The organism is Isoptericola sp. b408 (genome assembly GCF_030588085.1).
Taxonomy (GTDB): Bacteria; Actinomycetota; Actinomycetes; order Actinomycetales; family Cellulomonadaceae; genus Isoptericola; species Isoptericola sediminis.
The window spans coordinates 202513-216297 of record NZ_JAUQYQ010000004.1 but is presented as its reverse complement, the minus strand read 5'-3'; the positions used below and the strand labels follow the sequence as shown (position 1 = coordinate 216297).

Here is a 13785-nt window from a genome sequence, read left to right as displayed (position 1 = left end):
GACGACGGAGGGGCCCTTCCCGCTGCGGGAAGGGCCCCTCCGTCGTCGTGTCGGGCGCCGTTACTTGCCCTGGCTGGCCACGGCCGCGATGGCGTCCTTGGCCGCCTCCGGGTCGAGGTAGGTGCCGCCCGGGTTGGTCGGCTTCAGCGTCTCCTCGTCCAGCTCGTAGACCAGCGGGATGCCCGTCGGGATGTTCAGCCCGGCGATCGTCTCGTCGTCGATGCCGTCGAGGTGCTTGACCAGCGCGCGCAGGGAGTTGCCGTGCGCGGCCACCAGGACGGTCTTGCCCTCCTGGAGGTCCGGCACGATGGCCGACTCCCAGTACGGCAGGAACCGGTCGAGCACCTGCTTGAGCGCCTCGGTCCGCGGGATCGGCTCGCCGGCGTAGCGCGGGTCGGCGTCCTGGGAGTACTCCGAGCCCAGCTCGATCTCGGGCGGCGGCACGTCGTAGGAACGACGCCAGAGCATGAACTGCTCCTCGCCGTACTGGTCACGGACCTGCTTCTTGTCCTTGCCCTGCAGGGCGCCGTAGTGGCGCTCATTGAGGCGCCAGCTGCGCTTGACCGGGATCCAGTGCCGGTCGGCGACGTCGAGGGCGAGGTTCGCCGTCGAGATCGCACGGCGCAGCAGCGAGGTGTGCAGGACGTCGGGCGTCAGGCCGGCCTCCTGGAGGAGCTCGCCGCCGCGCTTCGCCTCCTCGGTGCCCTTCTCCGACAGCGGGACGTCGACCCAGCCGGTGAAGAGGTTCTTCGCGTTCCACTCGCTCTCGCCGTGGCGGAGCAGCACGAGGGTGTAGGTCATGGCCCCATCCTGCCCTGCCGAGCCGTCCGCCTGCAGCCCGGGCCGGATCTCGGACACCGGGGGACCAGGATGTGCTGACGGCTCGGCAGGACGACGGGTCAGTCCCGCTCGAGCACGAAGACGGGGATCTCGCGGTCGGTCTTCTTCTGGTACTCGGCGTAGTCCGGCCACGCCTCGACCGCGCGCTCCCACCAGACAGCCTTCTCCTCGCCGGTGACCTCGCGGGCCGTGTACGCGTGCTTCTCCGGCCCGTCCTGCAGCTCCACGCGCGGGTTCGCCACGATGTTGTGGAACCACACGGGGTGCTGGGGGGCGCCGCCCATCGAGGCGACGACGGCGTAGTCGCCGTCGTGCTCGACGCGCATCAGCGGGATCTTGCGCAGCTTGCCGGACCTCGCGCCGACGGTCGTCAGGATGATGACCGGCTTGTCGCGCATCGTGGTGCCCTCGGTGCCGCCCGAGGACTCGTAGGTCTCGACGTGGTTGGCCACGAACTCGGACGGGCTGGGGACGTACTCTCCGGTGATCGCCATGCCCGCGGCAACGTTCCCGCGGTCCGTGGGCATTCCCGCCGGGTGCGACGGCGCGGTCAGGAGCGGCAGTCGACCAGGACCACGACGCGCCAGGACACGTCCTCCACGTCGGCACGTTCCCAGGCGAACCGCACCCCACCGCCGTCCGGCCGGACGACGCACGTCGGGTCGCCGTCCTCGTGCCAGGTCCCCGGGGATCGATCCACCGGACCGTGCCCCGGGCGAACGCGTAGGTCCAGTCGTCGTGCAGCACCACGACGTGGTGGTCCCGCGGCGGGTCGACGCCGACGAGCTGGACCCGGCCCTCGGCCCACTGCGTCGTCGACGAGCCCCACCGACCGCCCGCGACCCCGAGAACCAGGACGACGAGCAGGACGACGACGGTGAGCCGACCACCGCGTCGTCGCGTCAGGGCCGGAGCGGCCACCGCATCGAGCGTCGTGCCGGTGATCCTTGCGCAGGTCAGCACGTGAGCGCTACCTCTTCTGCCTCGCGGGATCGGGTCCTGACCCGCGAAGTTCCGTCCTGACTCGCGGGATCGGGTCCTGACCCGCGCAGATCGGTCCAGGCTCAGCGGGTGCGGCGGACCTTCGCGGCCTGGGAGTACACGTCCAGCATCGCCGCCGCCGCACGGTCCCAGGAGAACCGCTCGCTCGCGCGCCGCGCCCCGGCCGCCAGGCGCTCCCGCCGTTCGTCATCGCCCAGCAGCGCGCCGAGCTCGGCCGCCCACGTCCACGGGCTGTGGTCGTCCACGAGCACCCCGGAGACGTCGTCGACCACCACGGTCCGCAGCCCGCCCACGGCCGCCGCGACGACCGGCGTGCCGCAGGCCTGCGCCTCGGCCGCCACGAGTCCGAACGACTCGTTGTGCGACGGCACCGCGACGACGTCCGCCGCCCGGTACCAGTCGGCCAGCTCCTCGCGGGACACCGGGGGGCGCACCACCACGTGGTCGGTCACCCCCATCTGGTACGCCAGCGCCTCGAGCTCGCGCACCGCCGTCGGACGCCCGCTCGCGCCACCGAGCACCGCGAGGGTCGGCACCCGCGACCCGCCGCCGTCCCGCAGGGCGTCCGGATCGGCGACCGTCGCCGCGTGGTCGGCCATGACCCCGAGGGCGCGCACCAGCACGTCCGGGCCCTTGAGCAGCTGCACGCGCCCCGCGAAGAGCACCAGCGGGCGGTCGACGGGCAGCCCGAGCCGCGCCCGCAGCGCACGCCGCGCCTGCGCCGCCGTCTCCCCCGGTGCCGGCTCCAGCGGCGCGAAGGCGTCCAGGTCGACGCCCGGCGCCACCACGTGCAGGCGGTCCGGGTCGGCGCCGTAGTGGCGGACCAGGTCCTCGGCCTCCTCCGTGGTGGACGCCACCAGCGCGTCGGACTCCGCGACGACCTGCTCCTCGCCGATGACCCGGCTGTGCGGCTCCGGGGTGTCCCCGGGGGCGAGGGCGGCGTTCTTCACCCGCGCCATCGTGTGCATGGTGTGCACCAGCGGCACGTCCCACCGGTCGGCGGCGAGCCAGCCGACCTGACCGGACAGCCAGTAGTGGGAGTGCACGACGTCGTACCAGCCGGGCGGTCGGTGCGCCTCGGCCCGGAGCACCCCGGCGCTGAAGAAGCAGAGCTGGGCCGGCAGGTCCTTCTTGTCGAGCCCTTCGTACGGACCCGCGGCGATGTGCACGACCCGGATACCCGGTTCCGCCTGGACCACCTTGGGCTGGGCCGACGACGTCGCCCGGGTGTAGATCTCCACCTCGGCCCCCCGGCGCGCCAGGGCACGGGACAGCTCCAGGACGTACACGTTCATCCCGCCGGCGTCCCCGGTGCCGGGCTGGTCCAGCGGCGAGGTGTGCACGGAGATCATCGCGACCCGCGGCCCCCCGCGGTCCGCGCTCACCGGGCCTCCAGCACGCACGAGGGCGGGGTGGCCCACGCGACGCGGTCGACGACCGCACCCGCCCCGGTCGCGGGGTCGAGACGCACCGTGGCCAGCTCGCTCGTGCCCTGCAGCGCGACCACCGCGAGCTCGGCACCGTCCGTCGCGGCGAAGACCTCGTGGTGACGCGGCCAGGAGCCCTCGCCGAGCGGGACGTCGGCCAGGTGCGCGATCTCCGGGGTGCGGTCGCCGGACACCGAGTGCACGGCCAGCAGGTCCGGTCCGCGCACCCCGACGTGCAGGCGACGGCCGTCGGCGCTGAGCGTGACGTGCCCGGGGAAGGCGTCCCCCGCGATCGCCCGTGGCGAGACGGGCACGCTCCCGGCGTGGTGCCAGGCACCGTCGGCGGGGAGCAGCACGTGGAGCCGGGCGTCGAGCTCCCCGGCGACGACCAGCGCCCCTCCGGGCAGGACGACGAGGTGGCGAGGCCCGGTCCCGGCGGGCAACCACGCGGCGACGGAGCCGCCGTCGTCCGCGAGCACGCCGCCGTCGCCCGGTGCGGGGTCGAGGGGGTAGCGCCGGACCACGTCGGCGCCGAGGTCCGTGACGAGCACCTCGCCGTCGAGCACGGTCACCTGGTGCGCGTGCGGGCCGTCCTGCCGGTCCGTCACCGGGCCGGTGCCGGACCCGGCGTGCAGGGAGCGGTGGTCCGCGACGGGGGTGCCGTCCTCGGCGAGGCCCACCGCGGCGGCGACGGCGTCCCCGTAGTTCGCGACCCAGGCCGTCCGGTCCGCGGCGGCGACGTGGCAGGGGTCGTCCCCGCCGGAGCCGACGGACGAGAGGACCTCGAGCGTGCCGTCACCGACGTCGCGCAGTGCCGTCAGCCTCCCGGGAGGGGTCTCGGTCACCGCGTAGACGACCGGGGCGGAGGGGTGCCGGGCCAGGAACGACGGCGACGGGACCTCGGCGGCGACGCGCGGCGCACCGAGCGAGCCGTCGGACCGGTCGAGGTCGACGCGCCACACCGCTTCTCCGCTGCCTGCCGCCGTCCCGGCCGACGGGTAGGTGCCGACCCACAGCGGCACGGAGGCGCTCGGAGTGGTCATGGGTCCAGGGTAGGCGTCCGCGGCCGGTGCTCACCGCGCACCTCAGGAGCGGGCGCGGTCTTCCCCGGACAGCACCGCGCCCCGACCGGAACGAACCGATCGGGGCGAGGGCAGCCGATGCCGGGCTCAGTGAGCCGCTTCGTACGCTTCCAGGATGCGTGCCGGGATGCGGCCGCGGTCGTTCACCTCGTGGCCGTTCTCGCGCGCCCACTCGCGGATCTTCTGCAGCTGGGCACGGTCGGTCCGGCCACGACGGGGGCCGGCGGCGCGTCCCGCTGCCTTCGGGCCGGCCTTGCGGCCGTGCCCGATCCACTTCGAGAAGGACTCACGCAGCTCCGACGCATGTGCCGATGTGAGGTCGATCTCATAGGAGACGCCGTCCAGCGAAAAAGTGACGGTCTCGTCACCTTCGGTGCCGTCGATGTCATCCAACAGCACGACCTGGGTCTTCTGGACCACGTTGCCACCCTTCTCAGGAACCGAAATGCAATGACCTTTTCAGGATGCACCGATCAAGAATGGAATGTCAACTCGCCACGAGGGGAATGCAATAGCAACCCGGGTCAACCATTCAACGGCGACGATTCATCGCGACGCGCTTCCGCCTCGTAGCGCTCCTGCGCGGCCCGCTCATTGCGGTCCGCACGCACGATCTTGCGCATGGCGAACCAGAACAGCAGGCCGACCCCGATCGAAGGGATGAGACCGGCCACGACGGCCCAGAAAGTATCCATGATCGTCGTCCTCAGTGCGTGGGCTTGACCAGGGGGAAGAGGATCGTCTCGCGAATTCCCGCACCCGTGAGCGCCATGAGAAGTCGGTCGATCCCCATGCCCATGCCGCCGGCCGGCGGCATGGCGTACTCCATCGCCGTGAGGAAGTCCTCGTCGAGCGCCATCGCCTCGTCGTCGCCGGCCGCCGCGAGGCGTGCCTGCTCGGCGAAACGCTCGCGCTGCACGACCGGGTCGACGAGCTCGGAGTAGGCCGTGGCGAGCTCGAAGCCGCGCACGTAGAGGTCCCACTTCTCGACGACACCCGGGATGGTGCGGTGGGCACGCGTCAGCGGGGAGGTCTCGACGGGGAAGTCCCGCACGAACGTCGGCGCGTACAGGTCGTTGCCGACATGGTGCTCCCACAGCTCCTCGACCAGCTTGCCGTGGATCATCTGCTTCGGGTCGATCGAGATCTCCACCTTCTCGGCGAGCTCGTTGAGATGCTCGACCGACGTCTCCGGCGTGATCTCCTCACCGATCGCCTCGGAAAGCGACCCGTACATCGTGATGTGCGCCCATTCCCCACCGAGGTCGTACTCCTCGCCGTCGGGCAGCGTCACCACGGTCGTCCCCAGCGCCTCTCGCGCAGCGGTCTGCACGAGATCCTGCGTGAGAGCCGCCATCGTGTCGTAGTCGCCGTACGCCTCGTAGGCCTCGAGCATCGCGAACTCCGGCGAGTGCGAGGAGTCCGCACCTTCGTTGCGGAAGTTGCGATTGATCTCGAAGACGCGTTCCACGCCGCCCACGACGGCTTCCTTGAGGAACAGCTCCGGCGCGATACGCAGGAACAGCTCCATGTCATAGGCATTCATGTGCGTGGCGAAAGGCCGCGCCGACGCACCCGAGGCGACGACCTGCAGCATCGGCGTCTCGACCTCGAGGAAGTCCCGGGCGTGGAAGTTCTCGCGCAGCGAGCGCACGACGGCGGCGCGCAGCCGGACCATGTCCCGCGCGGCCGGGCGGGCGATGAGGTCGACGTACCGCTGCCGGACCCGCGCCTCCTCCGAGAGCTCCTTGTGCAGCACCGGCAGCGGCCGCAGCGCCTTGGAGGCCATCTGCCACGAGTCCGCGAAGATGCTCAGCTCCCCCCGGCGCGAGGAACCCACCCGGCCGTGGACGAACAGGTGGTCGCCGAGGTCGACGTCGGCCTTGAAGGCGCTCAGCGACTCGGCGCCGACGACCTTCTGGCTGAGCATCGCCTGCAGGCGGTTGCCCTCGCCGTCCTGCAGCGCGACGAAGCAGAGCTTGCCGGTGTTGCGCAGGAACACCACGCGGCCCGCGACACCGACGACGTCGTCGGTCTCCTGCCCCGCCTCCAGGTGGTCGTACGCACCACGGACCTGCGCGATCGTGTGCGTGATCGGCAGGCCGACCGGGTACGCCTCACCGCCCTCGGCAATGATCCGGTCGCGCTTCTCACGGCGGACCCGGAGCTGCTCGGGCAGGTCGTCGGACACGGCGGAGTCGGCATTCTCGGGGGTGGTCACCGTCCGATTCTACGGTCCGCCGCCAAGCCGCCCCACGCCTTTCCACCGTGCCTCGGACACCCGGGCAGTACCGTGTCGCCGTGAGCACGCCCGACGCCCTCCCGGTCCGCACCACGCCGTCCGCTGTCGACCCGGGCCTCGATCCCGACTGGATCCGCCGCACGGTGGAGACCGCGCTGGACGAGGACCTCGGTCCCGCCCCTGGTCGTGACGTGACCACGCAGGCCACGATCCCGCCGTCGGCCACGGGGACCGCCGACCTCGTGGCCCGTGCGGCGGGAACCGTCGCCGGGCTCGTCGTCGTCGCCGAGACGCTGCGGCAGACCGCCTCGCGGCTCGGTCTGCCGACCCCGGACGTGACGTTCCACACCCAGGACGGGGACGCCGTCGTGCCGGGGCAGGTGCTGGCCCGCCTCACCGGGCGGACCCAGGTGCTGCTGGTGGCCGAGCGCACCCTGCTCAACCTCGCCTCGCGCGCCTCCGGTGTGGCGACCGCCACGGCGGCGTTCGCCCGGGAGCTGGCCGGCACCGGGGCGCAGGTGCTCGACACCCGCAAGACGACGCCGGGCCTGCGCGCCCTGGACAAGTACGCGGTCCGCGCCGGGGGCGGCACGAACAAGCGGATGGGTCTGTACGACGTCGCGATGGTCAAGGACAACCACGTCGTCGCGGCGGGATCGGTGAGCGCGGCGGTCACCGCGGTGCGCACGGCGTTCCCCGACGTGCTGGTGCAGGTCGAGGCGGACACGACCGCGCAGGCCCTGGAGGCGCTGGACGCGGGTGCGGACTTCCTGCTGCTCGACAACATGCCGACCGAGGTGCTGGCGGACACCGTCGCGGCGGTCCGGGACCGCCAGGGCCACGACGGCGTACCGGCGCACGTCGAGCTCGAGGCGACGGGCAACCTCACGGTCGAGCGGGCTCGCGAGGTCGCGTTCACCGGGGTGGACTACCTGTCGGTGGGGGCCCTGACGCACTCGGCGCCGATCCTCGACCTGGCCCTCGACCTGCACTGACCCGGCGCGAGTCAGGCCTGACCCGCGCGAGTCAGGCCTGACTCGCGGGTCAGCCGGCGGTGAGGGTGCCGTCGTCCTCCAGCGCCACCGTCACGCGCCGCTCCCAGGCGGGGTCGCGGTCGGGGAAGTCCGCGCGGAAGTGACCGCCCCGGCTCTCGGTCCGCACCGCGGCGGCCCGGACCAGGGCGCGTGCCACCTGGTGGATGTTCGTCGTCTCCCACTCGGCCACCTGCGGGGCCGCCACCACGCCGACGTCCCCGTGGGCCGAGGTCGTCACGCCCGCCAGGGCGGTGTCCGCGCGGGCCAGGGACTCCGCCGTGCGGATCGGCCCCGCCCCCTCGGACGTCATGCGCTGGATGCGGGACCGTGCGGCCGCGGCGACGAGCGCCGAGCCGCCGGGCCGTTCCACGGGGTCCGGGGCCGTGGACAGCTCCCCGGTCTCGAACCGCGCCACCACGTCGGCCGCCGCCCGGTGGGCGAACACGAGTCCCTCGAGCAGCGAGTTCGACGCCAGTCGGTTGGCGCCGTGCACGCCGGTGCACGCGACCTCCCCCACCGCGTACAGCCCCGGGACGGACGACCTGCCGTGCAGATCGGTGACGACACCCCCGGAGTGGTAGTGCTGGGCCGGCGCCACCGGCACCGGCTCCTCCGTCCAGTCGATGCCGTGGTCGGCCAGCCGGGCGGTGATCCCCGGGAACCGGCGACGCAGGAAGTCGGCCCCCAGAGCGCGGGCGTCCAGCAGCACGTGGTCGGCGGAGGTCGCCGCCATCTGCCGCACGATGGCGTGCGCCACGACGTCCCGGGGCGCGAGCTCGGCCATGGGGTGCACGTCCGGCATGAAACGGTGCCCGTTCACGTCGAGCAGCAGCGCACCCTCGCCACGCACCGCCTCGCTGATCAGCGGGAGCTGGCCCCGGGCTCCGGCACCCAGCCACAGCACCGTGGGGTGGAACTGCACGAACTCCAGGTCGCCGAGCACGGCACCGGCACGCAACGCCGCCGCGATGCCGTCCGCGGTCGCCCCGGGCGGGTTGGTCGTGGAGCGGAACACCTGCCCCACGCCCCCGGTCGCCAGCACCACGACCGGGGCCAGGGCGGCACCGACCCCGTCGCGCGACCCCTCGCCGCGCACGTGCAACGTCACACCGGCCACCGGGCGCTCCCCCGCGGCGTCCGGCGCCCCGGTGAGCACGTCGAGGACCAGTGCGTTGGAGATCACCTCGATCCCCGGGTCGTGCCGCACGGCCTCGATCTGCGCCACCAGCGCGCGCGAGATCTCGGCCCCGGTGGCGTCACCGCCCGCGTGCGCGATCCGGTCGGCCCGGTGGCCGCCCTCCCGGGTGAGCGCGATCCCGCCGTCGTCGGCGCGGTCGAAGCTGGCCCCACGAGCCACCAGCTCGTGCACCCGCTGCGGGCCCTCGGTGACCAGGACCTCGGCGGCCTCCGGGTCGCTCAGGCCACCGCCGGCCTCGAGCGTGTCGTGCAGGTGCGCCTCCGGGGTGTCGTCCGGGTGCAGGACGGCGGCGATCCCGCCCTGCGCCCACACGGTCGACCCCGAGGACAGCGCGCCCTTGGTGACCAGCAGGACGTGCGGCACCCGGGCCCGCAGCTCGAGCGCCGCCGTGAGTCCGGCGATCCCCGAGCCGACGACGACCGCGTCCGCGCGCGTCGTCCAGCCCGGGGCGGGCGCGACGAGGGAACGGGCGAGCCGGTCCGGACTCACCGCGCGCCGAGAGGGATACCCGAGCTGACGAGCCCGTAGCCGTCCGGGACCTGCCCGGGGTCGTCGTCCACGTCCACGATCCGGTTCTCGCCGTCGACGAACACGACGTTCGGCAGGAACGAGCGGGCGTCGGCGTCCGAGAGCATGCCGTAGGCGATGATGATGACCTTGTCGCCGGGGTGCACGAGGTGCGCCGCGGCGCCGTTGATGCTGATCTGGCCGGACCCCGGCTCACCGGGGATGACGTACGTCGTCAGGCGGGCGCCGTTGTCGACGTCCACGACGTCGACCTGCTGGCCGGGGATCAGGTCCGCGGCGTCCAGCAGGTCGGTGTCGACCGTGATGGATCCCACATAGTGCAGGTCGGCCTGGGTCACCGTCGCGCGGTGGATCTTGCCGATCATCATCGGGCGCTGCAGGGACGCCGGGCGGCGCGTACCGGTCCGGCGGTCCGCCGGGGTCGTGCCCACGGACGATGCAGTCTGGTCAGTCACGGGGTTGCCTCCTGGCCTGCGGTTTCGTCCTCCGCGGAGGACGCGACGACATCCACGGCCTGGTTGTCGATCAGTCGTGTGGTGCCCACGCGCGCGGCGACGAGCAGCAGGGCGGGACCGGTGTGGTCACCGGCTACCTCCTCCACAGTATCCGGGTCGACGAGTGCCAGGTAGTCCACCACAACGTCGGGGACCGCGTTGAGGATTCCCGACGCCGTCGCGAGCACCGCCGCGGCGCCGTGCCCGGCCTCGGCCTCCACCGCACCGCCCCGCAGCGCGCGCGACAGCGCCAGGGCCGCGTCCCGCTCCCCCGCGGACAGGTACGTGTTGCGGGACGACAGCGCCAGGCCGTCCTCGTCACGCACGGTGGGCACGCCGACGATCTCGACCGGCAGGTCCAGGTCACGCACCATGCGGCGGACGGCGAGGAGCTGCTGGGCGTCCTTCTGGCCGAACAGCGCGACGTCCGGGCGGGTGAGCTGGATCAGCTTCAGCACCACGGTCAGCACGCCGTCGAGGTGCCCGGGGCGGAAGGCCCCCTCGAGCACCTCGCCGATCCGACCGGCGGACACCCGCACGATCGGGTCGCCGTCGGGGTAGACGACGTCCGGCGTCGGCGCGAAGACGACGTCCGCCCCCACCTCGGCGAGCCGTTCCAGGTCGCCGTCCAGGTCCCGGGGGTAGGCGTCCAGATCCTCGCCCTCGCCGAACTGCAGCGGGTTGACGAAGATCGTCACCACCACCTGCCCGCCGGGGCCGACCTCGGCCCGTGCACGCCGGACCAGCTCCAGGTGCCCCGCGTGCAGCGCCCCCATCGTCATCACCACGGCACGGCGGTCGGTCGGGTCGGCCCCGCTCAGCGTCCACGCGGCGAGCGCGTCCCGCAGCTCGGTACGGGTCCGTGCGACGACCCCGTCGGTGTCGGCGGACGACGACGTCGCCCGGTCGGCAGGTGCGGTCATGAGTCCCCCTTGGGCGGTTCGCCGAGGACGTCCAGCAGCGCCCGTGCTGCCGCGTCGTCGATGCGGTGGCTCGCGAGCGCGCGCCGCGCGGCCCCGCGGGCGAGCTCCGTGTAGCTGTCGGGGACGTCCGTCGCCCCCGTGTCGGCCGCGAGGTCCCCGAGGACCTCCAGGTGGGTGGTCACCGTGCCGGCGTCCCCCCGGGCGACCGGGCCGGTCAGCGCCGCGATCGCCCCGGGGCCCTCGCCGTCGCGCACGTCCGCCGCGCGGGTCGCCCCGTCGAGCGCGGCGCCCAGCAGCGGGGCCAGCACCCGGCCCGGGTGCTCGATCCCGGCGGCCTCCAGCGCCTGCGCCGCCTGGGCCACGAGGACCACCAGATGGTTCGCCCCGTGCGCCAGCGCGGCGTGGTACAGCCCCCGGGACGCCTCGTCGACGACGACGGGCTCGCCCCCGATCTCGACCACGAGCGCCTGCCCGATGGGCAGCACCGCCCCGGGTCCGGTGACGGCGAAGGTGCAGCCCGACAGCCGGGCCAGGTCCAGCGAGGTCCCGGTGAACGTCATCGCGGGATGGATCGCCAGCGGGATCGCACCCGCCCGCTGCGCGGGCCCCAGCACCCCCGTGCCGTAGCGGCCCGAGGTGTGCACGACGATCTGGCCCGGCTGCCAGGCGCCGACGTCGGCCAGACCGGACACGAGGTCGGCGAGCGCGTCGTCGGGCACCGCCAGCAGCACCAGCTCGGACCGCTCGACGATCTCCGGCACCTCCAGGTGCGGCACGCCGGGCAGCATCGTCTCGATCCGCTCGTGCGAGACGTCCGAGACCCCGGAGGCGCCGACGACGGCGTGCCCGGCCGACCGCAGCGCGCTGCCCAGCACGGCCCCGACCCGGCCGGCGCCGACGACGCCGACCCCGAGCCGACCCGGGCGGGTCGTCTCCGGCGCCGTCACGGGGTCTCCTCCGCGTCGCCGTCGGTGGGCCGCGACCTCGCCAGGGGCGCCACCCGCTCCATCCACCGCTCCGGCACCTGGTGCGCCCGGGCCGAGCGCGCGCGGACCGCCTGCTCGCTCAGCAGGTGCACCGCGTCGGGGGCGTCGAGGTGGTGGGACCGGGTCGTCACCGGTCCCGGCGTGGAGTGCACCGCGAAGGTCGCCAGGCCCCGGCCGCGCTGCCACGGCCCCTGCTCGAGGCCCAGGGACTGGGTCCGCTCGTGCGGCACCACGGAGAGTCGCCGCGTCAGGCGTCCGCCACGCAGCAGCAGCGCACGGTCGGCGACCGCGAACCCGTTGCGCCGCCAGCTGAGCGGGTCCAGCAACCGGGCCCTCCGCGGGCTCGTCGTGAAGAACCGGTCGGTCCGGCTGTCGCCCGCCAGGCCCTCGTCCAGCAGCTCGGTCAGCTCGTCGGCCCCGAGGTCGGGCAGCACCAGCCACAGGGCCGCCAGTGCCTCGGAGCGAGGACCCACCGGCAGCAGCACGTTCTGCGTACCGTTCTGGTCCTCGCTGCCGTAGCCGGCCACGTTGACCGTGATCCGCCACCAGTCCTTGCCCCGCCACCACAGCCCCTGGGTGAGCTCCAGCGCCTGGACCCGCCCGGGAGGGATCGTCTGCGCCCGCGTCTCCAGCAGCCCGTGCCGCAGCCTGATCCCGTCCGGGGAGATCGCCGCCCGGAACCCGAACTCGCCGGCGAAGCGGTTGAACAGGAACGTCCCGACGCCGAGGGCGACCGGCAGCATCGAGAACAGCACCCCGACGGCCTGCGTGGCGGCGACGAACACGACGAGGCCGATCAGCACGGCCAGCGCGATCCACACGGCGGGCAGGCGCAGCAGCGAGACGACCAGCCGGCCCGGGGGCACCTCGTAGACCAGGTTCTCGGGTGCCTCCTGCGCCGGTTCGGCGACCTCGGCCGGTGGCGAGTCGTGGGACGAGGCGGTGGGCGACGCCGCCCCTCCCGCGCCGTCGCCGGCACCGACCGTCTGCCCGTCGGTGCGACGCGCCTTGACGCCGGCCGCGCGCGCCAGCAGCTCGGCCCGCAGCTGCTTGGCGTCGTCGAGCCGCAGGAACCCGATCACCACCCCGGAGTCCGACCCGCCGGCGACCTCGAGGGTCAGCTCCGCCAGCCCGAACAGCCGCGCCAGCAGCGGCTGGCGGACGTCGACGGCCTGCAGGCGGTCGAGGCGCGCGTGGCGTTGCTGCCGGAAGAGGATGCCCCGCCGCAGGTGCGCGGCGTCGTCGTCCACCGCGTAGGAGGTCATGCGCCAGGCCAGCGCCGAGACGCCGAAGATGACCGCCAGCAGGACCACCACGAGGACGACCACGATCCACCACACCTGGGCCACGCCGTCGACCACGGCGTCGGCGTACTCGACACCCTCGGCGAGCTGCTGCCCCACGACGAACAGCAGCACCGCGATGACGGCCCAGCCGCGCACGACCGGCGTGATGGGGTGCACCCGTCGCCACTCGCGCGCCGGTGCCGTCCGGGGGACGTCCGGCGTCGGTTCCGCAGCGCTCACAGGCCGGCCAGCCTCGCCTCGCCGCGCGCCGTCAGACGATCACGCAGACGTTCGGCCTCGTCCGGCGTCAGCCCCGGGATCTCGGCGTCCGTGCTGGCCGAGGCCGTGTGGAGCTGGACCTTGGCGATGTTCAGCCGACGGTCCAGGGGGCCGGCCGTGACGTCCACGAACTGCATCCGTCCGTAGGGCACCACGACCAGCTCGCGGAACAGGATCCCGCTGCGGATCAGCAGGTCGTCGTCACGCTCGGCGTACCCGATGGCACGGACCTGCCGGGGCACCAGCACCCCGACCCAGGCGAGCAGCACGACGAGCGCGGCGGTCGCGATCCACAGCCACGGGGTGACCAGCACGGCGAGGAGGACCGTGGCGACGAGCGGCAGTCCGAGCCAGATGCCCACGACGACCAGACGCGCGGGGATCAGCCGGGGCGACACCCGGTCCCACGTCACGCCCGGCGGGTCGAACGGGTCGGCCGGACCCGGTGCGGGGTGTGTCATGTC

The 13785-nt window shown here is 73.6% G+C and carries 15 protein-coding genes; 1 reads left to right on the top strand and 14 read right to left on the bottom strand.

Translation table 11 applies throughout. The annotated features are described in order from the left end of the window. Positions 1 to 60: 60 nt before the first annotated feature. The 8 genes from Q6347_RS12540 to lysS form a co-directional block, all read right to left on the bottom strand. Positions 61 to 801, bottom strand: coding sequence for a phosphoglyceromutase (locus tag Q6347_RS12540; RefSeq protein WP_171248419.1), 741 nt, complete (start codon positions 799 to 801; stop codon positions 61 to 63). Positions 802 to 899: 98 nt separating this feature from the next. Then, on the bottom strand, positions 900 to 1334 hold the full coding sequence (locus Q6347_RS12535) for a nitroreductase family deazaflavin-dependent oxidoreductase (protein WP_171248418.1): 435 nt from the start codon (positions 1332 to 1334) through the stop codon (positions 900 to 902). 56 nt (positions 1335 to 1390) lie between these two features. Next, a complete protein-coding gene (locus Q6347_RS12530) occupies positions 1391 to 1540 on the bottom strand; it encodes a hypothetical protein (RefSeq protein ID WP_304603117.1) in 150 nt (49 codons plus the stop codon). Between the two features lie 364 nt (positions 1541 to 1904). Continuing rightward, a complete protein-coding gene (mshA, locus tag Q6347_RS12525) occupies positions 1905 to 3194 on the bottom strand; it encodes a D-inositol-3-phosphate glycosyltransferase (RefSeq protein ID WP_304603772.1) in 1290 nt (429 codons plus the stop codon). A 29-nt stretch (positions 3195 to 3223) separates the two neighbouring features. Then, positions 3224 to 4312, bottom strand: coding sequence for a beta-propeller fold lactonase family protein (locus tag Q6347_RS12520; RefSeq protein ID WP_304607517.1), 1089 nt, complete (start codon positions 4310 to 4312; stop codon positions 3224 to 3226). Between the two features lie 126 nt (positions 4313 to 4438). Continuing rightward, a complete protein-coding gene (locus tag Q6347_RS12515) occupies positions 4439 to 4771 on the bottom strand; it encodes an Lsr2 family protein (RefSeq protein ID WP_304603115.1) in 333 nt (110 codons plus the stop codon). Positions 4772 to 4875: 104 nt separating this feature from the next. Continuing rightward, positions 4876 to 5046: a hypothetical protein gene (locus tag Q6347_RS12510; RefSeq protein WP_171248414.1), complete on the bottom strand. Its 171-nt coding sequence runs from the start codon at positions 5044 to 5046 to the stop codon at positions 4876 to 4878. Between the two features lie 11 nt (positions 5047 to 5057). After that, positions 5058 to 6572 (bottom strand): lysine--tRNA ligase, encoded by a 1515-nt coding sequence (gene lysS / locus Q6347_RS12505; RefSeq protein WP_304607516.1) that lies wholly within the window; start codon positions 6570 to 6572, stop codon positions 5058 to 5060. An 80-nt stretch (positions 6573 to 6652) separates the two neighbouring features. Between lysS and nadC the strand changes: the two genes are divergently transcribed. Beyond that, positions 6653 to 7588 (top strand): carboxylating nicotinate-nucleotide diphosphorylase, encoded by a 936-nt coding sequence (gene nadC / locus Q6347_RS12500; RefSeq protein ID WP_304603113.1) that lies wholly within the window; start codon positions 6653 to 6655, stop codon positions 7586 to 7588. A gap of 49 nt (positions 7589 to 7637) precedes the next feature. On the opposite strand, the gene Q6347_RS12495 is transcribed toward nadC, so the two are convergent. From Q6347_RS12495 to Q6347_RS12470, 6 genes are all read right to left on the bottom strand, one after another. Continuing rightward, positions 7638 to 9314 carry an L-aspartate oxidase gene (locus tag Q6347_RS12495; protein ID WP_304603112.1) on the bottom strand — a complete coding sequence of 559 codons (1677 nt, stop codon included), beginning with the start codon at positions 9312 to 9314 and terminating at the stop codon, positions 7638 to 7640. Continuing rightward, the gene (panD, locus tag Q6347_RS12490; protein WP_246246266.1) at positions 9311 to 9721 is read right to left on the bottom strand and encodes an aspartate 1-decarboxylase; all 411 of its coding nucleotides are present in this window, start codon (positions 9719 to 9721) and stop codon (positions 9311 to 9313) included. The genes Q6347_RS12495 and panD overlap by 4 nt, the downstream gene beginning before the upstream one ends. 83 nt (positions 9722 to 9804) lie before the next feature. After that, positions 9805 to 10770: a pantoate--beta-alanine ligase gene (gene panC, locus Q6347_RS12485; RefSeq protein WP_304607515.1), complete on the bottom strand. Its 966-nt coding sequence runs from the start codon at positions 10768 to 10770 to the stop codon at positions 9805 to 9807. Beyond that, positions 10767 to 11717, bottom strand: a complete 951-nt coding sequence (locus tag Q6347_RS12480; protein WP_304607514.1) for a Rossmann-like and DUF2520 domain-containing protein — start codon at positions 11715 to 11717, stop codon at positions 10767 to 10769. The genes panC and Q6347_RS12480 overlap by 4 nt, the downstream gene beginning before the upstream one ends. After that, entirely contained in the window at positions 11714 to 13282 is a 1569-nt protein-coding gene (locus Q6347_RS12475; protein WP_304603109.1) for a PH domain-containing protein, read from the bottom strand. The genes Q6347_RS12480 and Q6347_RS12475 overlap by 4 nt, the downstream gene beginning before the upstream one ends. Then, the gene (locus Q6347_RS12470; RefSeq protein ID WP_304603108.1) at positions 13279 to 13782 is read right to left on the bottom strand and encodes a PH domain-containing protein; all 504 of its coding nucleotides are present in this window, start codon (positions 13780 to 13782) and stop codon (positions 13279 to 13281) included. Before Q6347_RS12470 ends, Q6347_RS12475 begins: the two co-directional genes overlap by 4 nt. Positions 13783 to 13785 lie beyond the last annotated feature (3 nt).